The 22,829-nt window shown below is 60.8% G+C and carries 20 protein-coding genes; 7 read left to right on the forward strand and 13 right to left on the reverse strand.

Annotated features, from left to right (window positions below; translation table 11 throughout):
• Positions 1-9: 9 nt before the first annotated feature.
• The 8 genes from HG264_RS13395 to HG264_RS13430 form a co-directional block, all read right to left on the reverse strand.
• On the reverse strand, positions 10-918 hold the full coding sequence (locus HG264_RS13395; RefSeq protein ID WP_169408139.1) for a hydroxymethylglutaryl-CoA lyase: 909 nt from the start codon (positions 916-918) through the stop codon (positions 10-12).
• Between the two features lie 37 nt (positions 919-955).
• The gene (locus HG264_RS13400; protein ID WP_169408140.1) at positions 956-2,863 is read right to left on the reverse strand and encodes an acetyl/propionyl/methylcrotonyl-CoA carboxylase subunit alpha; all 1,908 of its coding nucleotides are present in this window, start codon (positions 2,861-2,863) and stop codon (positions 956-958) included.
• Positions 2,860-3,651 carry a gamma-carboxygeranoyl-CoA hydratase gene (locus HG264_RS13405; protein WP_169408141.1) on the reverse strand — a complete coding sequence of 264 codons (792 nt, stop codon included), beginning with the start codon at positions 3,649-3,651 and terminating at the stop codon, positions 2,860-2,862. Before HG264_RS13405 ends, HG264_RS13400 begins: the two co-directional genes overlap by 4 nt.
• A 211-nt stretch (positions 3,652-3,862) precedes the next feature.
• Entirely contained in the window at positions 3,863-5,467 is a 1,605-nt protein-coding gene (locus HG264_RS13410; RefSeq protein ID WP_169408142.1) for a carboxyl transferase domain-containing protein, read from the reverse strand.
• A 288-nt stretch (positions 5,468-5,755) separates the two neighbouring features.
• Positions 5,756-6,919 carry an isovaleryl-CoA dehydrogenase gene (locus HG264_RS13415; protein ID WP_169408143.1) on the reverse strand — a complete coding sequence of 388 codons (1,164 nt, stop codon included), beginning with the start codon at positions 6,917-6,919 and terminating at the stop codon, positions 5,756-5,758.
• Between the two features lie 181 nt (positions 6,920-7,100).
• Entirely contained in the window at positions 7,101-8,114 is a 1,014-nt protein-coding gene (locus HG264_RS13420; RefSeq protein WP_169408144.1) for a zinc-binding alcohol dehydrogenase family protein, read from the reverse strand.
• Between the two features lie 96 nt (positions 8,115-8,210).
• Positions 8,211-9,272: an aminopeptidase gene (locus HG264_RS13425; protein WP_169408145.1), complete on the reverse strand. Its 1,062-nt coding sequence runs from the start codon at positions 9,270-9,272 to the stop codon at positions 8,211-8,213.
• Between the two features lie 2 nt (positions 9,273-9,274).
• Entirely contained in the window at positions 9,275-10,195 is a 921-nt protein-coding gene (locus HG264_RS13430; RefSeq protein WP_169408146.1) for a LysR family transcriptional regulator, read from the reverse strand.
• Positions 10,196-10,313: 118 nt separating this feature from the next.
• On the opposite strand from HG264_RS13430, the gene trpB reads away from it, so the two are divergent.
• Together trpB and trpA are read left to right on the forward strand one after the other, a co-directional pair.
• Complete coding sequence (gene trpB / locus HG264_RS13435; protein WP_169408147.1) at positions 10,314-11,528, forward strand: tryptophan synthase subunit beta; 1,215 nt, start codon at positions 10,314-10,316, stop codon at positions 11,526-11,528.
• On the forward strand, positions 11,525-12,337 hold the full coding sequence (gene trpA / locus HG264_RS13440) for a tryptophan synthase subunit alpha (protein WP_169408148.1): 813 nt from the start codon (positions 11,525-11,527) through the stop codon (positions 12,335-12,337). Before trpB ends, trpA begins: the two co-directional genes overlap by 4 nt.
• 37 nt (positions 12,338-12,374) lie before the next feature.
• On the opposite strand, the gene aroE is transcribed toward trpA, so the two are convergent.
• From aroE to HG264_RS13465, 5 genes are read right to left on the reverse strand one after another with little or no spacing between them, the layout of a single operon-like run.
• Positions 12,375-13,181 carry a shikimate dehydrogenase gene (aroE, locus tag HG264_RS13445; protein ID WP_169408149.1) on the reverse strand — a complete coding sequence of 269 codons (807 nt, stop codon included), beginning with the start codon at positions 13,179-13,181 and terminating at the stop codon, positions 12,375-12,377.
• Complete coding sequence (gene hemF, locus HG264_RS13450; RefSeq protein ID WP_169408150.1) at positions 13,181-14,113, reverse strand: oxygen-dependent coproporphyrinogen oxidase; 933 nt, start codon at positions 14,111-14,113, stop codon at positions 13,181-13,183. The genes aroE and hemF overlap by 1 nt, the downstream gene beginning before the upstream one ends.
• 9 nt (positions 14,114-14,122) lie before the next feature.
• Positions 14,123-14,680 (reverse strand): L-threonylcarbamoyladenylate synthase, encoded by a 558-nt coding sequence (locus HG264_RS13455; RefSeq protein WP_169408151.1) that lies wholly within the window; start codon positions 14,678-14,680, stop codon positions 14,123-14,125.
• Between the two features lie 60 nt (positions 14,681-14,740).
• The gene (gene dprA, locus HG264_RS13460) at positions 14,741-15,850 is read right to left on the reverse strand and encodes a DNA-processing protein DprA (RefSeq protein WP_169408152.1); all 1,110 of its coding nucleotides are present in this window, start codon (positions 15,848-15,850) and stop codon (positions 14,741-14,743) included.
• A gap of 50 nt (positions 15,851-15,900) precedes the next feature.
• Positions 15,901-16,926 carry a LysM peptidoglycan-binding domain-containing protein gene (locus HG264_RS13465; protein WP_169408153.1) on the reverse strand — a complete coding sequence of 342 codons (1,026 nt, stop codon included), beginning with the start codon at positions 16,924-16,926 and terminating at the stop codon, positions 15,901-15,903.
• 148 nt (positions 16,927-17,074) lie between these two features.
• Between HG264_RS13465 and def the strand changes: the two genes are divergently transcribed.
• The 5 genes from def to HG264_RS13490 are packed head-to-tail and all read left to right on the forward strand — an operon-like array spanning position 17,075 to position 22,812.
• Entirely contained in the window at positions 17,075-17,587 is a 513-nt protein-coding gene (gene def / locus HG264_RS13470) for a peptide deformylase (protein ID WP_169408154.1), read from the forward strand.
• Between the two features lie 57 nt (positions 17,588-17,644).
• The gene (fmt, locus tag HG264_RS13475; protein ID WP_169408155.1) at positions 17,645-18,598 is read left to right on the forward strand and encodes a methionyl-tRNA formyltransferase; all 954 of its coding nucleotides are present in this window, start codon (positions 17,645-17,647) and stop codon (positions 18,596-18,598) included.
• Positions 18,595-19,950, forward strand: coding sequence for a 16S rRNA (cytosine(967)-C(5))-methyltransferase RsmB (gene rsmB / locus HG264_RS13480; protein ID WP_169408156.1), 1,356 nt, complete (start codon positions 18,595-18,597; stop codon positions 19,948-19,950). The genes fmt and rsmB overlap by 4 nt, the downstream gene beginning before the upstream one ends.
• Entirely contained in the window at positions 19,947-21,320 is a 1,374-nt protein-coding gene (gene trkA, locus HG264_RS13485) for a Trk system potassium transporter TrkA (RefSeq protein WP_169408157.1), read from the forward strand. The genes rsmB and trkA overlap by 4 nt, the downstream gene beginning before the upstream one ends.
• A gap of 43 nt (positions 21,321-21,363) precedes the next feature.
• Positions 21,364-22,812, forward strand: coding sequence for a TrkH family potassium uptake protein (locus HG264_RS13490; protein WP_169408158.1), 1,449 nt, complete (start codon positions 21,364-21,366; stop codon positions 22,810-22,812).
• The last annotated feature ends 17 nt before the right edge of the window (positions 22,813-22,829 follow it).

A 22,829-nucleotide genomic window follows, 5' to 3' on the forward strand; every position in this document is an offset into this window, starting at 1 on the left:
CGGAATCCTTCAGGCCTGGGCCAAGATTGCCCGCGCCACACGCGAACCGTTCGGCTTGTCGAGCAGGGTGCAGATGCGTTGCCCGGCGGCGATCACCTGATCCAGATCGACGCCGGTATGGATACCCAGCCCATTGAGCAGATAGAGCACGTCCTCTGTCGCGACGTTGCCGGTAGCACCCGCGGCGTAGGGGCAGCCGCCAAGTCCGGCGACCGAGCTGTCGAATACGCTGATACCTTCAAGCAGTCCGGCGTAGATATTGGTCAGCGCCTGGCCGTAGGTATCGTGAAAGTGACCGGCCAGCTGCTGGCGCGGGATATCGCGGCCAACAAAATCAAACAGGCTGCGCGTCTGGCCGGCGGTGCCGACGCCGATCGTGTCCGCCAGACACACCTCATAGCAGCCCATCGCCAACAATTCAGCGGCGATGCTTGCCACCTGCTCAGGCGGCACCGCGCCTTCATAGGGGCAACCCAACACGCAGGAAATATAGCCGCGCACCCGCAGGCCATGTTGCTGCGCCTGCTGCATGAGCGGAGTGAAGCGCGCCAGACTTTCGGCGATGGAGCAGTTGATGTTCTTCTGCGAGAACGACTCCGAGGCGGCGGCGAACACTGCGACTTCCTTCACGTCCGCCGCCAACGCCGCGTCCAGCCCTTTGAGATTCGGCGCCAGGGCCGCATAGATCACTCCCGGGCGCTGTTTGATACCGGCAAACACCTCGGCGCTGCCGGCCATCTGTGGCACCCACTTGGGCGAGACAAAGCTGCCGACCTCGATGTATTGCAGGCCAGCGTCGGTCAGGTCATCGACCAGCCGCACCTTGTCGGCAACGCTGATCGGCTGCTTCTCGTTCTGCAGTCCATCGCGGGGGCCCACTTCAACGAGGCGTACCTGGGTGGGCAGGCTGTGATTCATGCTGTCTGGTCCTTTAATGATGCTCAGCGTCGCTGCGCTATTGGGCTTCAGCGGGGCTTTGCAGGTCTATCAATACCGCGCCTTCGGCCACCATCGCCCCTTCAGCGTAGAAAATCTCGCGCACCTGTCCGGCGGCCGGGGCGCGAATACTATGCTCCATCTTCATTGCCTCCAGCACAACCAGCGGCGCGCCGGCGGCCACCTCATCCCCGGTCTGCACCAACACCCGAACGATGTTGCCGTTCATCGGCGCGGTCAGGCTGCCCTGCGGCGCAAGGGAAGCCTGCACGTCCGCCAGCGGATCGACGGCCCGTACCGCCAGCCAGTCGTGGTGCCAGTGCAGGTACAGCGTCGCGCCCTGGCGAATGTATTGTGCGGCAGCGGTTGCCGCGTGATCGGCGCAGGGGACTATTCGCTTACGTTCACCGGCGCAGCTCAGATGCAATGGCTGGGCAGCGCTCAGGCCCGCGCGCCAGCCAGTGAGGCGGCTCCAGGGCGAATACATATCACCGTGCCGCTGGATAGGCGGTTCAGTGGCAAGCCAGGCATCAGCGGCGGCCTGCCAGAACGCATCAGCCAAGGGCTCGGGCGTGGGTAGCAACTGCGCCTCGTACTGCGGAATGAAATCGGTATCCAGCTCCGCCGCAGCAAAGGCCGGATGGGCTATGACCCGCGTCAGAAACGCCAGATTGGTGTGCAGCCCGCCAACCACTGTTTCGCCGAGCATTTGCAGCAACCGCCGTCTGGCCAGCTCCCGCGTCTCGCCCCAGGCAATCAGCTTGGCGAGCATCGGATCATAGAAGGGTGAAACCTCATCACCTTGCTCAACGCCGCTATCTACCCGGCGGCCGGGACCCGCCGCCGGCTCGCGGTACAGCTCAAGCCGGCCCGTTGACGGCAGAAACCCGCTGGCAGGATCCTCGGCATAAAGCCGCACTTCGATCGCGTGACCATTGAGCGGTACCTGCGATTGGCCCAGCGGCAGCGGCTCACCCTCGGCGATGCGTATCTGCCAGGCGACCAGATCCAGCCCGGTGATGGCTTCAGTGACTGGATGCTCGACCTGCAACCGGGTGTTCATCTCCATGAAGAAGAAGTCGCCACGCTCGTCGAGCAGGAACTCAACAGTCCCGGCACCCACATAACCGATCGCCTGTGCTGCCTTGACCGCCGCTTCGCCCATGGCGGCACGTAGCGCGGGCGTCAGGCCGGGAGCTGGCGCTTCCTCGACGACTTTCTGATGTCGCCGCTGGATGGAACAATCGCGTTCGTTGAGGTAGATACAGCCACCATGCCGATCAGCGAACACCTGGATCTCGATATGCAGGGGCTTGAGCAGATATTTCTCAACCAGTATCCGCTCATCACCGAAGGATGACCGCGCTTCCCGTTGCGCCGAGGCCAATGCCTCGGCCAGCTCGGATTCGGACTCGACCACCTTCATGCCCTTGCCGCCACCGCCCGCGCTGGCCTTGAGCAGCACCGGATAACCGATACGTGACGCTTCATCCCGGAAGGTTTCAAGGCTCTGGTCTGCGCCATGATAGCCTGGCACCAGTGGCACACCGGCCTCATGCATCAAGGCCTTGGCGGCGGATTTGCTGCCCATGGCGTCGATGGCCGACGCAGGCGGGCCAAGCAGGATCAACCCGGCGGCTTCGATGGCGCGGGCGAACTCGGCATTCTCCGAGAGGAAACCGTAGCCCGGGTGAATCGCCTGACAGCCGCTCCGGCGTGCGGCCTCGATGATGGCATCTATGCGCAGATAACTTTCGGCGGGCTTGGCTCCGCCCAGCGCGACTGCCAGGTCTGCCTCGCGCACATGACGCGCGTCATGGTCGATGTCGCTGTGCACAGCCACGGAGACAATGCCCAACTCGCGGCAGGTGCGCATGATCCGGCAGGCAATTTCGCCGCGATTGGCGACCAGCAGGCGACTGATCATGCTTGCCACACCGGTTTGCGTTTTTCCAGAAATGCCTTCAGCCCTTCCTGACCTTCGGGACTGACACGAATGCGCGCGATGGCCGCTTCGGTGTAACGGCGCAGCGGTGTGGAAAACTCGCCCTGCTTGACCTCCAGCATCAACAGCTTGGTGGCGCGCATGGCCGCAGGACTGTTCAGCAACATATTGTCGATCCAGCCCTGCAGGGCATGGTCAAGACTGTCGGCCGGATAGCACTCAGCAAGCAATCCCAGCTCGCGGGCGGTCCGGCCATCGAAGCGCTCGGCGGTCAGCGCATAGCGCCGGGTAGAGCGCGCGCCCATGGCCTGCACGACAAAGGGGCTGACCACGGCCGGTATCAAGCCGATACGCACCTCCGACAGGCAGAACTGCGCCTCTTCCGCGCCGATCGCCATATCGCAACAACTCACCAGTCCCAGCGCGCCGCCGTAGGCCGCGCCATGCACCACGGCCAGCGTTGGCAGCCGCAGCTGACTGAGGCTGGTCATCAGTTGCGCCAGCTCACGGGCGTCGTTGAGATTGGCGTTGTAGTCCAGCTCCGCCGAGGCCTGCATCCAGGCCAGGTCTGCGCCAGCGGAGAAATGCCGGCCGCGCCCGCGCAGAATCAGAAAGCGCAGCGAATCATCCGCTTGCACCTGATCGATGGCCTGCAGCAGCTCGGCGATCATCTCGGCGTTAAAGGCGTTGTTCTTGTCCGGCCGGTTGAGCCACAGGGTGGCGACGCCCTGCGCATCACGTTCCAGCTCAATGGTATTGAAATCAGTCATACGTCTGTCTTCCGCTGTCTGTGGAGCCGTGCCTAAGGGTCTGATGCCGTTTCGTCGCGAGTCGCGTTGCTGTGTCAAATGATGCCAGGCAAGGCGCGGGACGCAGGTAATGGTTGCTCCCTTGCCAAGTCTCGCAACGCCGCATGGCGTCATTTGCCACGCAACCCGAAGGGACGGGTCGCGGCCGTGCCGAAACGGCAACAGACCCTACTCACATTCTGAATACACCGAACCGCGTCGGCTCAATGGGTGCGTTAAGGGCGGCGGAAATCGCCAGACCGAGGACATCCCGGGTCTGCGCCGGGTCGATCACGCCATCATCCCAGAGGCGGGCACTGGAATAATAAGGGTGCCCCTGATGTTCATACTGATCGAGAATCGGCTGGCGCAACGCCTGTTCCTGATCAATGGAGAACGTCTCGCCGTGGCGTTCGGCCTGTTCGCGCTTGACCTGCACCAGCACGCCGGCGGCCTGTTCGGCGCCCATCACACCGATACGCGCATTCGGCCACATCCACAGAAAACGCGGATCGTAGGCCCGGCCACACATGCCGTAATTGCCGGCGCCAAAGCTGCCGCCGATGATGACGGTGAACTTGGGCACGCGGGCGCAGGCCACCGCGGCGACCAGTTTGGCGCCGTGTTTGGCGATGCCGCCGGCCTCGTATTTTTGCCCGACCATGAAACCGGTGATGTTCTGCAAAAACAGCAACGGAATGCCGCGTTGGCAGGCCAGTTCAATGAAATGCGCGCCCTTTTGCGCTGACTCGCTGAACAACACGCCGTTATTCGCCAGTATCGCCACGGGGTAACCGTGCAGGTGGGCAAAGCCGCATACCAAAGTGGTACCGAACAACGCCTTGAACTCATCGAACGCGCTGTCATCAACCAGCCGGGCAATCACTTCGCGCACCTCGAGCGGCTGCTTGGGGTCGGCAGGGATCAGCCCGTACAACTCCTCTGCCGGGAAGCGCGGAGCAATTGGCCCGCGGCTGTTCAGTACGCCCTGCTTGCGCCAGTTGAGATGGGCGATACAGCGGCGGGCCAATGCCAACGCGTGTTCATCGTCCTCGGCATAATGATCGGCCACGCCCGAGGACCGGCAGTGCACATCGGCACCGCCCAGCTCCTCGGCGCTGACCACTTCGCCGGTGGCGGCTTTCACCAAAGGCGGGCCGGCGAGAAAGATGGTCGCCTGGTTACGCACCATGATGGCTTCATCCGCCATGGCCGGCACATAGGCACCGCCCGCCGTGCAGGAGCCCATCACCACGGCAATCTGCGGAATGCCCTGGGCGCTCATGTTGGCCTGATTGAAGAAGATGCGCCCGAAGTGTTCGCGATCAGGGAACACCTCGTCCTGACGCGGCAGGTTGGCTCCGCCGGAATCGACCAGATAGATACAGGGAAGGCGGTTTTCGTTGGCGATGGCCTGGGCGCGCAGATGCTTTTTGACGGTGAGCGGGTAGTAAGTGCCGCCTTTCACCGTCGCATCGTTGGCGACGATCAGGCACTCGACGCCTTCGACACGGCCGATGCCGGCAATCAGCCCGGCGGCAGGCACGGCTTCATCGTAGACATCATGCGCGGCCAACTGGCCTATTTCGAGAAAGGGCGAGCCGGGATCGAGCAGGGTATCGATACGCTGACGCGGCAGCAGCTTGCCGCGGGACAGATGCCGCTCCTGCGCCTTGGCACCGCCGCCTTCGGCAATGCGCGCCAGCAATAGATGGAGTTCCTCGACCAATGCACGCATGGCGCTGGCGTTCTCGATGAATTCGCTGGATTGCGGGTTGATGTGGGTGTTGAGAATCATGAGATGCTGGCTCGCAAGGCTACCTGGGGGTGTAGCGCGCCTGCGCTACGCCGATGATTTTTGCCGCAGCGAGACCCCCCATTTAGACGGACCACTTTATTAAACCCGCGTCCCATAGCGAATTTAGTGCTGACTGCAAGCTGTCGTCGAGCCGGCGCTCGACAACCCCAGGACGGCAGCCCCGATTGCGCGGATTCACTTCCCTGGGGGTGTAGCGCGCCTGCGCTACGCCAAGGTCTTACTCCCACGCAGTACTCGACGAGCCCGGAAAATGTCGGGTGCGATAGCTCAGCGCGTCTCATTAAACAGCTCCCGCCCAATCAGCATGCGCCGTATCTCGCTGGTGCCCGCGCCGATTTCGTAAAGCTTTGCGTCGCGCAGCAGGCGGCCGGTGGGGTAGTCATTGATATATCCGTTGCCGCCGAGAATCTGGATCGCATCGAGGGCCATCTGCGTGGCGCGCTCGGCGGTGTAAAGGATTACCCCCGCGGCGTCTTTGCGCGTGGTTTCGCCGCGATCACAGGCCTGAGCCACGGCGTACAGATAGGCACGGCTGGCGTTGAGCTGGGTATACATGTCGGCGACCTTGCCCTGGATCAGCTGAAACTCACCGATGGCCTGGCCGAACTGCTGGCGCTCATGAATATAGGGCAGCACGGCATCCAGACAGGCCTGCATGATGCCCAGCGGGCCACCAGACAGCACCACGCGCTCGTAGTCCAGGCCACTCATCAATACGCGCGCGCCACCGTTGAGTTCACCGAGCAGGTTTTCCTCAGGCACTTCAACGTCGTCGAAAAACAGCTGACAGGTGTTGGAGCCGCGCATCCCCAGTTTGTCGAACTTGTCGCCCCGGCTGAAGCCGAGCCAGTCGCGCTCGACAATGAATGCACTGATGCTGCGCGAGCCGCCTTCGGGCTCGGTTTTGGCGTAGATGACATAGACGTGGGCGTCCGGACCGTTGGTAATCCAGGTCTTGCTGCCATTCAGGACATACCGGTCGCCACGGCGATCGGCGCGGAGCGACATGCTCATCACATCCGAACCGGCGTTGGGTTCGCTCATGGCCAGCGCACCCACGTGCTCGCCGCTGATCAGCTTGGGCAGATAGCGCGCCTTCTGCTCGGCGGTGCCGTTGCGGTGGATCTGGTTGACGCAGAGATTGGAGTGCGCGCCGTAGGACAGGGCGACCGAGGCAGAGCCACGGCTGATCTCCTCCATGGCGATGATGTGGGCGAGGTAACCCAGGCCAGCGCCGCCGTATTGCTCCTCAACCGTGATGCCGAGCAGACCCAGATCGCCGAAACGACGCCACATCCCGGCGGGAAATTGGTTGTCACGATCAATGGCAGCGGCGTGCGGGGCCAATTCTGCCGCGACGAAGGATTGAACCTGGTCGCGCAACATGTCCAGCGTCTCGCCCAGGGCAAAACCAAGGCTTGGGTAATTCATGGTCACCTGCCTGCTTTATTATTATCGGGAGCGAGTACCTTCAAGACGCCTTTGAACGCCTGGCTCGCAAGCTGATCAATGGCACCTTGTGCTCAAGTCAGCTCTTACAGATTAGGTAAAACCGATGCGCGCCGCCAGAGGCTAACGCGGCGGCACCGAAAAACGCCCCGCGCGCCTTACGTCAGGCGAAGCCCTCAAGCACGATCTTGCCGCGCGATTGATGGCTTTCGAGCAGCTGATGGGCTTTGATCAGGTTGGTCGCATTGATGACGCCAAAATGCTCGGCCAGTGTAGTGCGCAGCGTGTTCTTGTCCGTCAGGGCGGCGATCCGGTCGAGCAACAACCCCTGCGCATGCATATCCGGTGTTTGATGCAGACTGCGGGTGAACATGAACTCCCAGTGCAGGGAAATGCTTTTGGGCTTGAGCTTGCGGATATCCAGGGTTTCGAAATCATCGATCAGGGCGAGCTTGCCCTGCGGCGCCAGACACTCAACGTATTGATCGAAGTGCTCGGCAGTGTGTGTCAGCGATGCCACCATCGTCACTGGTCCAAGACCCTGGGCTTCCAGCTGGGGCAGGAACGGCTGGCTGTGATCAATCACGTATTTCGCGCCAAGTGTTTTTACCCATTCAACGCTTTCAGGGCGGGCGGCGGTCGCGATCACTTTCAGCCGCGTCAACCGGCACGCCAGCTGTACCAGAATCGAACCCACCCCACCCGCAGCGCCGACGATCAGCAGACTCTGCCCGGCGCCACCACCTTCCGGCACACCGAGGCGGTCGAACAGCAACTCCCACGCCGTTATAGCCGTAAGTGGCAGAGCAGCGGCCTCGGCATCGCTCAGGCTCTCCGGCGCATGCCCGACGATGCGCTCGTCGACCAGTTGGTATTCCGCGTTGCTGCCGGGCCGATTGACCGCTCCGGCGTAAAACACCCGGTCACCTACCGCGAAGCCACTGACTTCCTCTCCAATGCCTTCGACAATACCTACCGCATCCCAACCGAGCACTTCGGCAATATCCGAAGCAGGCTCGCGCGTTCTGCGGATCTTGGTATCGACCGGATTGACTGAAATGGCGTTGATTTTGACTAATAGGTCACGCGGACCAGGGGAGGGAATCGGCAAATGGATGTCGATGAGCGCGTCTGAACGATTGATGTCGCCAGCCTGATGATATCCAACTGCTTTCATGGTGAGGCCTCGGTTACTGTTATTTTGGACGTAGAATACCATGCTAGACGCTTCGCATGGGGTTTTGACGGGCCATCAGCTCCGGCTTCAGATCACTCAGGACTCGCCAGCCAGCTGAATGAGACGCTGGGTTCTGTCCGGCTCCGCCAGATGTCCGAGACGTTCTACCGCCGCGTAAAAGGCTGACCAATCTTCCCCGACCTGCTGGAACAGCCGCTCGAAGGCAGGAACCCACTGGTCATACAAACCAAAGGGTAGCAATGCGGCGTTGTTCAGCGAATCCCCGAACCATTGATCGAAGCCGGCGTAGCCATTCCATTGCTCGTCACGCAGCCTTTGATAATCAGCGCGCAGTTGAGCGAAACGCTCTGCCTTGGCGATACGTTTTTCTGCCTCGCTCAGGTCGCTGGCATACAGGGTTGCCAGTTCGCCCCGCGTCGCCAGAACCACTTCGATGAGTTGCTGTTGGCGCCGATCCAGCGCCATGTCTGGCGGTGACAAGCCTCGGGACGCTCGCCACTGGCGCAGCCCTTGCTGGCCCAAGAAATTGGCGAAGGACTCGTTGAATGCCGTGTCGTCCTTGATATAGAAGCGCTGATGGGCCAGCTCATGGAATATGAGTTTCGCGACGTAGTCGTCGTCCCAGTGCATCATGGAACTGAGCACCGGGTCGTCATACCAGCCCAGCGTAGAGTAGGCCGGCACACCGCCAACAAACACATCCATGCCCTGATCGCGCCAGACTGCTGCTTCCTGATGTGCGCGTGCTTCCTCGAAATAGCCTTTGTAAGCAACACAGCCGGCTATCAGATAGCAATGCTCCATGGGGTCCAGCGAAAATTCTGGCGTGACGAATACATTCCACACCACATAGGTGCGAGGCAGAGCGGTATAACGGGTATAGCTGGGGTTATCCGGCAAGGCGAGGGCGTTGCTGGCGAAACGCCGTGCCTCCAAGGCGGTCGCCAGCCTCGACTGCAGATGCGGGTCAGCTGCCGGGTCTTCGAGAATGGCGCGTATCGGCACGCTGTCACGAATCACGGCGCGCTGGCCTTGCCATGCCTGATGCGCGTATTCCACGGTGCTGCAGCCAGCAAACAGGCCAGCCAGTGCCAACAGTAAGCACGATCGAAGGGTTCTGGCTGCACGAGCCCGCATATTCACTCCACTGATCCGGCCCTGGCGGGGCTGTTGGTTGAACCAAGATTGCCTTTCAGCCACCCGGCGAGTGCTTCAGCCTGCCGTTGCGGCTGGCGCGCGGGCACCCAAAGTGCCAGCTGGTTAGCCGTTTCGACAAATCCCCAGGGGGCCATCAATCTACCGGAGGCGACGTCATCGGCGACCAGCAACTCCGGTGCGATAGCCACGCCGAGCCCTGCGAGTGCTGCCTCCAGCAGGTAGTACAGATGCTCGAAACCCTGCCCGCTGTTCAACGAATCCGCATCAAGCCCAGCCGCGTGCGCCCAGTCACTCCAGGCCTGCGGGCGAGACAGCGTATGCAACAGTGGCTCACCGGCCAGTACCGCAGTGGACTTGCCGTGCAACGCCGCGGCACCTGCATAACCGGGGCTGAATACAGGCCCGATGCGCTCATTCGTCAGAGGATACACGTGCATATCCCCAGGCCAGGGTGGCGCTGCGAACAGCAGCGTTGCGCTGACCCCGGAGCGCCGCGGATCCAGCTCGCCCTCACTGGCCGACAGATGCAGATTCAGCTCCGGCAGCTCCGCATTCAACCGGTCAAGCCGGGGGATAAACCAGCGCGCCAGTAGACTGCCAGGGCAAGCCAGCAAGAACGGAGCGCCTGCCCGAAGCCCGGCTATTTCCGCACAGGTGGTACGCAGCAGATCGAAGGCATCGCGACTGCTGTCACGCAGGCGTCTGCCGGCCGAGGTTAGTCTCACGCCGCGGCCGGACTTTTCGAACAGCGCAACCCCGAGCTCCTCCTCAAGCGTGCGTATCTGCCGACTTACAGCGCCGTGTGTGACGTTCAGCTGCTCAGCGGCCTGGCTCACGCTTTCAAGGCGAGCAGCCGCTTCGAAGGCTTTAAGCGCATTGAGCGAGGGCAATCTTCCGGTCATGGATAGGTCACTTTTTCTCACAGGTCGCAGCGATCTTATCGATTTTTACTCCTCCTTGTCTGCTTTAGCATTCACTGCATGATTTTCAGCTGCAACCCACCCAGTAGAGGAACCGACCATGCAGACAGCTACAACGCGTTTCAGCCAGGGTGCCGACGCCCAGGGGCAGTTCGGAATCTTCGGCGGTCGCTTCGTTGCAGAGTCGCTGATGCCGCTGATTCTACAATTGGAACAGGCATTCAACACGGCCATGGCCGAACCAGACTTTCTGGCTGAACTGGATCGTTTCCAGGCCGAGTTCGTGGGGCGGCCAAGCCCGCTGTATTTCGCCGAGCGGTTAACGGCGCTCCATGGTGGAGCAAAGATCTACTTCAAACGTGAGGAGCTCAATCACACCGGCGCCCACAAGATCAACAACTGCATCGGGCAGATTCTGCTGGCGCGGCGCATGGGCAAGATGCGCATCATCGCCGAAACCGGCGCGGGCATGCACGGCGTGGCAACTGCCACAGTAGCGGCGCGCTTTGGCCTGCAATGCGTGGTGTACATGGGCGCTACCGACATCGAGCGCCAGCGCGACAACGTAGCGCGCATGCGTTTGCTGGGCGCTGAAATCATCGCGGTCAGGTCCGGAACCGGCACCCTGAAAGATGCCATGAACGAGGCGTTGCGCGACTGGGTGACCAATATCGACAACACCTTCTATCTGATCGGGACCGTAGCCGGGCCGCACCCTTACCCGACCATGGTTCGTGAGTTTCAGGCCGTGATTGGCCGCGAAACGCGCCAGCAGATGCTCGAGCGCGAGGGGCGTCTGCCGGACAGCCTGGTGGCCTGCATCGGTGGCGGCTCCAACGCCATGGGTTTGTTTCATGCCTTTCTGGACGATGCCGGGGTGCGCATGATCGGTGTCGAAGCAGCCGGTGAAGGGCTCAAGAGTGGCAAGCACGCCGCCAGCCTCAAGGGCGGCTTTCCCGGCGTATTACACGGCAACCGCACCTATCTGCTGCAGGATGTCGATGGTCAGATCACCGATGCGCATTCCATCTCCGCCGGCCTCGACTATCCAGGCATCGGGCCCGAGCATGCCTGGTTGCACGAGCAGGGACGGGTGGAATACACCGCTATCGATGATAAGCAGGCGCTGGAGGCCTTTCACACCTGCTGTCGACAGGAAGGCATCATCCCCGCGCTGGAAACCGCCCATGCGCTGGCCGAAGTCTCCCGGCTCGCGCCGCAGCTGCCTGCCGATCACCTGATGGTGGTCTGCCTGTCCGGACGTGGCGACAAGGATATGCCCACTGTGCTGCGTCTGATGGAGGAGCAAGCATGAGCTCACGTCTTCAAGCCCGCTTTCAACAACTGTCTGCAAACAATCGCGCCGCGCTGGTTACCTATGTCTGTGCCGGCGATCCCGATTACGAATCTGGCCTGGCGCTGCTGCGACAATTGCCCGGCGCGGGCGCAGATATCATTGAGCTGGGCATGCCGTTCAGCGATCCCATGGCAGATGGGCCCACCATTCAGGCCGCTGCGCTGCGTGCCCTGCGCGCTGGCCAGACCCAGCGTAAAACACTGGAGATGGTGCGGCAGTTTCGCGAGCACGATAAGACCACACCGCTGGTCTTGATGGGGTATTACAACCCGATACACCGTTACGGTGCAGCGGAGTTCATGCGTGATGCCAGCGAGGCCGGCGTCGATGGACTGTTAGTCGTAGATGTACCCGCCGAGCACGACGCTGAGCTGGGCCCACTGGCACGGCAACATGGCATCGATATGATCCGCATGGCAACGCCAACCACCGATGAACAGCGTTTGCCCAGGGTACTGGCCCAGGCCAGCGGCTTTCTCTACTACGTTTCGCTTAACGGCGTAACGGGGGTAGGTCAGGCGGATGGGGCGCGAGTACGCGATGCAATCGGCGCCATCAGACAGCAGTCCGCGATACCGCTATGTGTGGGATTCGGCGTGCGTACTCCGCAACAGGCCGCCAGCTTCGCCCGCGACGCCGAGGGAGTAGTAGTGGGCTCGGCCCTGGTGGAGTGTATCGAACGCGCTGAAACAGGCGAAAAAGCCGTCGCGGCGGTGCTGAAACTGACCGGGCAACTGGCCGCCGCGGTGCGTTCGGCGCGGCAGTGATGCTGCGCCGCCTAGCGCAGCAGTTCTCTGCTAATCCCTAGCGTAGAGCAGCCAACACCGGGGCGGTGTCTGGCCGCACACCCCGCCAGAGCAGGAAAGCTTCGGCCGCCTGTTCAACCAGCATCCCGAGCCCATCGATACAGCGTGCCGCCCCGTGTTCGCTGGCCCAGCGATTGAAGGCGGTTGGCTCCTGGCTATACATCATGTCGTAACACCAGGTATGACCCGGGCGAATCAACTTAGGCGAAAGGTCTGGGACCTCGCCGTGCAGGCTCGCCGAGGTCGCGTTGATGATCAGATCCACGGGCTCTTCAATCCAGCCAAACCCCGCTGCGCTCACGGGTCCCTGATCAACGAACAGCGCAGCCAAGTGTTCGGCTTTTTCAACCGTGCGGTTAACGACACACAGCTGATCGGGCGCCGCTTCGAGCAGAGGTTGCAGCACCCCGCGGGATGCCCCGCCCGCGCCGACCAGAAGGATTCGCAGACCTGCCAAAGAAAGCCCCGCATTGTGCTGAATATCGCGTACGAGACCTTTGCCATCAGTGTTATCACCCAGCAGCCGTCCGTCGTCGAGCTTCAGGATGGTGTTCACTGCACCGGCTCGCTCCGCCGCATCGGTGTGCTGATCAACAATTGCCCAGGCCTGCTCCTTGAAGGGAACAGTGATGTTCACGCCATGACCTGTGGCAAGAAAGGTGCGCAGCGTGCCGTCGAAATCGTCCAGCGGCGCCAGCAACCTTTCGTAGGTCAGCGGGTGTCCGGTCTGTTCAGCGAACATCCGGTGGATCAGCGGGGACTTGCTGTGCTCAATCGGATTGCCGATTACTGCGTAACGATCCATCACGATAGCTCCTTGAGCCAGTCACGGACCGGCAGAAACTCTTCGGTGAGTCGCGCCTCGGCGCTGCCCGGTTCAGGTTGCCAGTTGTAGCCCCAACGAACCGTGGGCGGTAACGACATCAGTATCGATTCGGTACGGCCGCCAGTCTGCAATCCGAACAGCGTGCCCCGGTCATAGACCAGGTTGAATTCGACATAGCGGCCGCGCCGGTATTCCTGGAAGGCTTTCTGCTCGGCGGTGTAAGCCTGGGTTTTGCGCCGCTCGACAATTGGCAGATACGCCTCGAGATAGGCATCGCCAATGGCGCGCATGAATTCGAAACTGCGCTCGAAACCCCACTGGTTCACATCGTCAAAGAACAACCCGCCAATGCCGCGCGCTTCCTGACGATGCTTCAGATAGAAATACTCGTCACACCACGCTTTGAAGCGGGGATATACGTCGTCGCCGAATGGCGCGCAGGCATCCCGGGCGACCCGGTGCCAGTGCACACAATCTTCCTCATGCGCGTAATAAGGCGTGAGATCGAAGCCGCCACCGAACCACCAGACCGGGTCCGCATCGGCTTTTTCAGCGATGAAGAACCGCACGTTGGCATGCGACGTCGGGATGTGCGGGTTCTCCGGATGCATGACCAGCGATACGCCCATCGCCTGGAAGTGCCGCCCGGCCAGCTCCGGCCGATGCGCTGTTGCCGACGGCGGCATGCCATCGCCAAATACATGGGAGAAGCCGACACCCCCTTTTTCGAGTAGACCGCCGTTTTCGATGATGCGTGATCGACCACCACCGCCGCCCGGGCGCTGCCATTCGTCCTCGGCAAACTGGGCCCGGCCATCTACCTGTTCCAGGGCGGCGCAGATGCGATCCTGCAGTCCGGTCAGGTAGGCTTTTACATCAGCAACATCGGCAGGTTGGGGAGTATTGTTCACAGCGGTTTCTCAGGCAGGGCGAATGATGGCGTCGGTTCTCAGGTCCCTGATGATACTCGGATTGCGTTGGCCCCCCAACGGGCCGGGCACAACGTCATCCAGTGCGCCATGAAAGTACTGCTCTATGCGCAGACGCGAGCGCGCCGGCGGTCGACCCGATGGGTTGGCGGAGGTGGATACCAGGGGTCCGGTCACGGCGCACAGCTGTTGCACGGTCGGGTGATTGCTGACCCGCAAGGCGACCGTTTCGTGCTGCCCGGTTATCCACGGCGGCAACCGGTCCTCATGCGGTACCAGCCAGGTATTGGCGCCTGGCCAGGACAGACGCAGCTTGGCCAACTGGCTATCGGGCAGGTCCCAAAGCAGGAAATCGAACTCCTCGATCGCGCCTGCTATGAGAATAAGGCCTTTTTCCACCGGCCGTTGCTTGAGTTCAAGCAGGCGTTCGACGGCATCGGCCTTCCATGGATTACAGCCCAATCCCCATACCGCTTCGGTCGGATAGGCGATGACTCCGCCCGCATGCAGAACTCTGTCTACCTGCCTGATTCGCCAGTTTGCCAACATGCCCTGCCTCATATGGATTGCAAGTAGGGACAGTAGCCGAGCCAGACAAACGGCTCAAGATCAGCGGCGAGAATAACCGTGCGGTGTCTGTTGCACGATGCCTTCCAATTCGAGTTCGAGCAGACCCTGGAGCACCTCATGCACCGGCAACCCGCTGTGCTGACTCAGCCAATCCGCGCTGACTGGTTCGTGACTCAACCATTTATCCAGCGGATGATCTGTTGGGCTCGCCCCGTCGCACGCAGCAGGTTCAGCCAGTGCGGCGGTAAGCGGTACACGCAATACGTCGAGTACATCCTGGACTGTCTCGACCAGCGTAGCACCGTCACGGAGCAAGCGGTGACAGCCGCGCGCCTGGGTATTATGAATCGAGCCGGGCATGGCAAAGACTTCGCGGTTCTGCTCGAGCGCCAGGCGTGCGGTGATCAACGATCCGCTGTTCAGGCTGGCCTCGACTACCAGCGTGCCCAGGCTCAGGCCGCTGATGATTCGGTTACGCCTGGGGAACTGACTGGCATGCGGGCCCATCGCGGGCGCCAGCTCCGAAACAAGCGCACCGCCATTGGCCAGAATATCGTCGGCCAGCCTGCGGTGCCGCTTGGGATAACAGTTATCCAGCCCGGTGCCCCAGACGGCGATCGTCTGGCCCGAAACATCAAGCGCGCCCTGATGACAGGCACCGTCGATACCTAGGGCCATGCCGCTGGTCACTACCAGTCCGCTCTCGGTAAAGCTGCGAGCGAAGGCCCTCGCCGTCGCAGCACCATGCGGCCCAGGATGTCGGGTGCCGACCATCGCCAGCTGCGGATCCGTCAACAGTGAGATATTGCCGCGCACAAACAGCACCGGCGGCGGGTCTGCGATCTCGCGCAGTAACGGCGGGTAACCCGGTGATTCAAGATGCAGAAGGTGACAATCGGGCGCGTCGAGCCAGTCCAGCGCGGCACCGATACGATCGAGTATTTCGCTATCGCCTTGTTGCAGTTTCTGAATGCTGGCTTGCAGCCCGGCGGTCACGCCCAGGCGTTGCAGCGTCATGAAATCCGCATCCAGTGCTTCAACCGCAGAAGGGAAATAACCGAGCAGGCGTTTGAGGGAACGAGGTCCGAGACCATCGAGCATGGACAGGGCGAGCCAGGCCTGTCGCGGATCGGACAGCTGAAGAGCCATGCATCATCCTTGATGAAAAGCGGCGCCGATTGGCGCCGCTGAAGCAAAACTTAAGGGTTACGGACCTTATCCATGATCGCCAGCTGGCGACTGGCATTCAGCACGATCCCATAACTCATGCGTTCGTAGACGCGGAACACCATCAGCAAACCACCGCGCTCATCGGGCAGTTGAACCTGGTTGTTCTGGATGCGATCGCGGACCACTTCGCCGGTCTTGTAGATGGCCAGCACGTTGCCTTCTTTCAGGCCGTCGACCGCACCCTTGTTCAGCAGTACCACATCGTACTGACCAATCTGGGTTACGCCGTTCGGCACGTCGAGAATCAGACCGTTCACTTCCTGTTCCGGATCACTCGGGAAGAAAGTTGAGGATACGGCGCGCTCTTCGGTTTCCATCAAGCGATCGCCGACTCGCACTTCCTGGCGGCTGCGCGTGATATTGAGCGTAGTGATATCCCGCTCCGAGGCCATGACCTGGCCGTTACCAATCTCCTGCACGTGAATTCCGAGGAATTCGCCGCTTTCCGGATCGGTGTAGGACCGGCCGCGCCGATAAATACCATAGGCTGCCACGTCACTTTCAGTATCGCCCCGGGCATAGACCCGGTTACCAGCGCCGGCAACGACGCTCTCGGCTTCGCCGCCGATTACGTAGGGTGCTTGCTCCAGTGGCTCTTCAGTGTCGAGAATGCGGCCGGCACGCAGGAAGGCGTTGATCGCTTCGAGCGGAATGGTCGGGATTGCTTCGGCAACCGGACGCGAGCGTATGGTCGGAGAGAGCTTGATGGTGCCGCCCTGCCCACGGTTGACTGTCAGCCGAGGCTGACCATCAACGTAGACCAGCGAAATAATGTCGCCCGGATAGATCAGATGGGGATTGTCTATTTGCGGATTGGCATGCCAGATTTCTGGCCATTTCCATGGCAAACTGAGGAACCGTCCTGATATATCCCACAACGTATCGCCCTTCACAACCTGATACCGTTCCGGGTGATCTTCCTTGAATACCGACTCCTGCGCTTGAGCTAAAAAGCTCGAAGCCACCAACAGGAGGCCGAGTAATGTTTTCCTCATGACACGAATCCCTTTATTATGTAGGTCAGCACCCGAGGTCTGAGTACATACTCCTGCGCTACGAGGAGCCAGACCCGCTTTATTTCCTAGCTGCAATCATCTTAGCAGCACAACTTATATCTGATCCACAAGTGCATCACAAACCGATATGGCGATATTAAATATTCTGGAGTTTCCTGATCCGCGCCTGCGCACCATCGCCAAACCGGTGGTCGAGGTTGACGATACCGTGCGCCAGCTGATCAGCGATATGTTCGAGACCATGTATGCGGCTCCAGGCATTGGCCTGGCGGCTACGCAGGTCAATGTGCACCAGCGGATAGTCGTTATCGACGTGTCCGAAAATCAGGACGAGCCGCTGGTATTCATCAACCCTGAATTCGAGCCTCTGACCGAAGACCTGGAAGAAATGCAGGAAGGTTGTCTGTCAGTGCCCGGCTTCTATGAAACCGTTACGCGTCCGGAACGTGTGCGGGTCAAGGCGCTGGACCAGGACGGCAAGCCCTTCGACCGTATCTGTGAGGGTCTGCTCGCGGTATGCATCCAGCATGAATGCGATCACCTGAACGGCAAGCTGTTTGTCGACTATCTTTCCAATCTCAAGCGCGACCGCATTCGCAAGAAGCTGGAAAAGCAACATAAGCTGCAGGCCAACGGCTAGGGTCTGCCTGGATAGTCACAAGGCTTGCTTCGGCAAGCCTTTTCTTTACGGATTCCCATGAACGCGTCAGACCTTCGCATCCTCTTCGCAGGCACCCCAGAGTTCGCCGCAGCCCATCTCCAGGCATTGATCGAGCAGGGCCTGAACATTATCGGGGTATACACCCAGCCTGACCGGCCCGCGGGACGTGGGCACAAGATCGCGCAGAGTGCGGTAAAGGAACTTGCGCTAAAGCACGGGCTACCGGTCTACCAACCGCAAACGTTGAGAAATGCTGATAGTCAGGCTGAGATGGCCGCGCTCGCACCCGATCTGCTGGTGGTGGTGGCCTATGGGCTGATATTACCGCAGGCGGTACTGGATATTCCCCGTCTGGGCTGTATCAACAGCCATGCGTCCTTGCTGCCGCGCTGGCGTGGCGCAGCGCCCATCCAACGTGCAATAGAGGCGGGCGATAAAGAATCAGGCGTGACCGTCATGCAAATGGAAGCGGGACTGGACACCGGTCCCATGCTGCTTAAAGCAACCACGCCGATCAGCTCCGAAGACACCGGCGGCAGCTTGCACGACCGCCTTGCCACGATAGGCCCGCCAGCGGTCATTGCTGCCATCGAGCAGCTGGCTGAAGGCAAGGCAACGCCGGCAATACAGGACGACAGCCTGGCAACCTACGCGCATAAACTTGGCAAGATTGATGCACGTATCGATTGGTCCCGTTCAGCGATCGAGCTTGACCGCATGATCCGCGCGTTCAATCCCTGGCCACTGGCGCATGCGCGCTGGAATGATCAGCCTCTGAAGATATGGGCTGCCTGCCCGGAAGCTGGCGCGGGCGCAGCGGGCGAAGTGCTTGCGGTAGACAAGCGCGGTTTGTTGGTCGCCTGCGGAGAGGGCGCGTTGCGCCTGACACGGCTTCAGTTGTCCGGCGGCAAGCCGCTGGCATTCGCCGATCTATACAATGCGCGACGCAATCATTTCGCGTCCGGCCTGCAGCTGGAAAACGGTCAGTGAGTCCGCGCCTGGCGGCGGCCAACGCACTGGCGCTGGTCATGGCAGGCAAGGCTTCGCTCGGCACCAGCTTACCGGGTCAGCTGAAGCAGGTTGCTCCGCGCGATCATGCACTGACCCAGGAACTGGCCTTTGGTACCGCGCGCTGGTTCTTTCGCCTCGAAGCACTGGCCAATCGCCTGTTGGACAAACCGCTCAAAGCGGCTGACCGGGACCTTCAGGCGTTGCTGCTGGTCGGCCTGTATCAGTTGTTCTATACCCGCGTTCCAGCCCACGCAGCTATTGATGAAACCGTCAGCGCCGCTAAAACCCTGAAAAAGCCCTGGGCCAAAGGCATGCTCAATGCCGTGCTGCGCCGCGCTCAACGTGAGGCCGATGACCTGTTTGCCGAGATGACGCGCGACCCGGTGGTGCGCCTGGCGCATCCACGCTGGCTGCAGAAACAGCTCAAGACAGACTGGCCGCAGCACTGGGAAGCCATTTGCGAGGCGAACAACGCCCATCCGCCCATGACGTTGCGCGTCAATCAGCGCCAGATTGAGCGCTCGGCCTATCTGCGACAGCTTGAAAAGGCCGGTATTGCTGCCGAGGCCTGTATGCACAGCCCGGTGGGCATTCGTCTGCTCCAGGCCTGCGATGTTCAGTTACTGCCCGGCTTCGCCGAGGGCCAGGTCAGCGTGCAGGATGAAGCGGCGCAGCTGGCCGCCCCGTTGCTGGAAGTCAGACCTGGCGATCGGGTGCTGGACGCCTGCTGCGCCCCGGGCGGTAAAACCTGTCACGCCCTGGAGCAACAGCCCGCCCTCAGCGAGCTGGTCGCGCTGGATCTCGAACCGTCGCGCCTGCTACGGGTACAGGAGAATCTCGATCGCCTGGGCCTGACAGCCACCCTGATAGCCGCCGACGGTCGCGATCTGGATGCCTGGTGGGATGGCGTGCCCTTCAACCGTATCCTGCTCGACGCTCCCTGTTCGGCAACCGGAGTGATTCGCCGTCACCCCGACATCAAGCTCGCCAGGCAGCCGGCCGATATAAGTGAACTGGCATCGCTGCAGGCAAGTCTGCTCGATGCCATGTGGCAAACGCTGGAGGTCGGCGGCATTCTGGTCTACGCCACCTGTTCGGTACTGCCGGAGGAAAATACCCGCGTGGTCGAGGCCTTCCTGCAACGCGAGCCCAGTGCGAGGGAGTTGTCGATTGCCGCAAATTACGGCGAACCACAACCGTGCGGCCGGCAACTTTTACCGCAACAGGATGGTCATGATGGCTTTTATCTGGCCAAACTGGTCAAAATAGCCGCCAGTAGCAGCCGCCGCGGTCGTTTTCCCGCCGAAGATAAGGAGCCGTCTGCGTCATGAAGATCATCATTCTCGGCGCCGGCCAGGTGGGCAGCAGTCTGGCAACGGAACTGTCCAGCGAGGCCAACGACATTACCGTTATCGACACCGATGCGGTACGCCTGCGTGATCTGAGCGACCGCCTGGATATCCGCACGGTGGTTGGCCGCGGGTCCTTTCCCACCATCCTGCGCCATGCCGGTGCCGACGACGCCGACATGCTGATTGCCGTCACCAGCAGTGACGAAACCAACATGATCGCCTGTCAGGTCGCCTACACCCTGTTTCGTACGCCTATGAAGATCGCCCGGATACGCGAGTCTGCCTATCTGACCCGCGGCGGGCTGTTCCACAACGATGCAGTGCCGATTGATGTGTTGATCAGTCCCGAACAGGCAGTAACCACCTATATCAAACGTCTGATCGAGAATCCCGGCGCGCTGCAGGTGCTCGATTTCGCGGAAGGGAAGGTGCAGCTGGTAGCCGTACGCGCTTATTACGGCGGGCCGCTGGTCGGGCAGGAACTGCGCTTCCTGCGTCAGCATATGCCCGGCATCGAGACCCGGGTCGCCGCGATTTTCCGCAGGGATCGTCCGATCATTCCCAAGGGCGACACAGTAATCGAAGCTGACGATGAAGTGTTCTTTGTCGCTGCCACCCCGGATATCCGGGCTGTGATGAGTGAACTCAGACGCCTCGATCGCACCAACAAACGGGTGCTGATTGCCGGTGGCGGCAACATCGGTGAACGCCTCGCCGAGGCCATGGAGACGCGCTATCAGGTCAAAATCATTGAGAAGAGCAAGGCTCGGGCGGACTACCTGGCGCAAAATCTCGACCGCGCCATCGTTCTGCACGGCAGCGCCTCAGACAAGGAATTGCTGATCGAGGAGAATATCGAGGAAGTTGATATTTTCTGCGCGGTGACCAACGACGATGAAGCCAACATCATGTCATCGATGCTGGCCAAGCGCATGGGCGCGCGCAAGGTCATGGCACTGATCAACAATCCGGCTTATGTCGACCTGGTTCAGGGTGGCGAAATTGATATCGCCATTTCACCCTCCCAGGCGACCATCGGTACCCTGCTTGCGCATGTTCGGCGGGGCGATATCGTTAACGTGCATTCGTTGCGGCGCGGCGCGGCGGAGGCAATTGAAGCGGTGGCGCATGGCGATTCGCGCTCGTCCAAGGTGGTCGGTCGCGCCATTGGCGACATCGACCTGCCGCCCGGTACCACCATTGGTGCAATCGTGCGCAGCGACGAGGTGCTGATTGCCCGCGACGCTACGGTGATCGAATCCGAAGACCATGTGATCATGTTCGTGATCGACAAGAAACACATTCGCGATGTCGAGCGCCTGTTTCAGGTCGGGCTGACATTTCTCTGACCTGTACCGCCGTAACAGCAACAGACCCTAGGTAACCGACCGCATGCAGTATCCACAAATCCAGCGCATCATTGGCATCCTGCTGATGTTGTTTTCCACCAGCATGCTCCCCTCGGCGGGGGTCGGCTGGTTTTATGGCGAGCATGCCCGCGAAGCCTTCGTTACCGGCTTTCTGATTACCTTTGCGTTTGGCTTTCTGGCCTGGTTGCCGGTACGCAACCGACGCAACGAGTTACGCACCCGGGATGGCTATCTGATTACCGTACTGTTCTGGCTGGTTCTCGGGCTGTTCGGTGCGGTGCCGCTATATCTTCTTGATATGCCGGACCTGTCTGTAGCCAGTGCTGTGTTCGAGTCCTTTTCGGGCCTGACCACCACAGGCGCGACGGTCATCACCGGCCTGGATACATTGCCCCGCGCCCTGCTGTTCTATCGCCATCAGCTTCAATGGTTTGGCGGGATGGGAATCATTGTGCTGGCGGTAGCTATCCTGCCGCTGCTGGGCGTTGGAGGAATGCAGCTTTACCGAGCGGAGATGCCCGGGCCGCTGAAAGAGAACAAGCTCACGCCGCGGATTGCCGAAACAGCCAAGGTACTCTGGCTGATCTACACCTGCCTTACGCTTGCCTGCGCCCTAGCTTACTGGGCCGCAGGGATGGAGCTTTTTGACGCCATCGGTCACAGCTTTTCAACCGTCGCCATCGGCGGATTCTCCACCCATGACCTGAATATCGGCTACTACGACAGCCCCGTCATTGAGCTGATCTGCATGGTGTTTCTGGTCATTTCCGGTATCAACTTCGCCCTGCATTTTCTGGCCTGGCGGTTCCGCTCGCTGAAAAGCTATTGGCATGACCCCGAGTGCCGCTCATATTTGCTGATACTGGCGGCGCTGTTCATTGTGTGTTGCGCGATGCTTATCTATATGGAGCATTTCGACACCTGGACGTCGATCCGATACGGCGCCTTTCAGACCATTTCGATTGCGACCACGGCAGGCTTCAGCGTCACTGATTTTTCAGTCTGGCCAACGGTGCTGCCGTTCCTGCTGCTCTACGCCAGTTTTATCGGTGCATGCGCGGGGTCTACGGGGGGCGGCATGAAGGTCATCCGCGTCATCCTGCTCTTCAAGCAGGGCACGCGTGAAACCAAGCGATTGCTCCATCCGCATGGCGTATTCCCGGTTAAGCTCGGAAACAAACCTGTGCCGGATCGAGTCGTTGAGGCAGTGTGGGGGTTCTGTGCGGTATACGTGTTCGCCTTTGCCGTTATGTTCCTGATATTGCTCGGCACCGGGTTGGACTTCGTTACGGCATTTTCTGCACTGGCCGCGTGCATCAATAATCTTGGCCCGGGCCTGGGCGATGTATCGACCCACTATGGAGAAATGTCCTCAGCGGTAAAATGGATCCTCAGCTTTGCCATGTTGTTGGGCCGGCTTGAGGTCTTTACGCTGATCATCCTGCTGACCCCGATGTTCTGGCGTCGCTGATGCCCGGCGGATCGCGC

Origin of the sequence: Pseudomonas sp. gcc21, assembly GCF_012844345.1 — a bacterium.
In the GTDB taxonomy this organism is placed as follows: domain Bacteria; phylum Pseudomonadota; class Gammaproteobacteria; order Pseudomonadales; family Pseudomonadaceae; genus Halopseudomonas.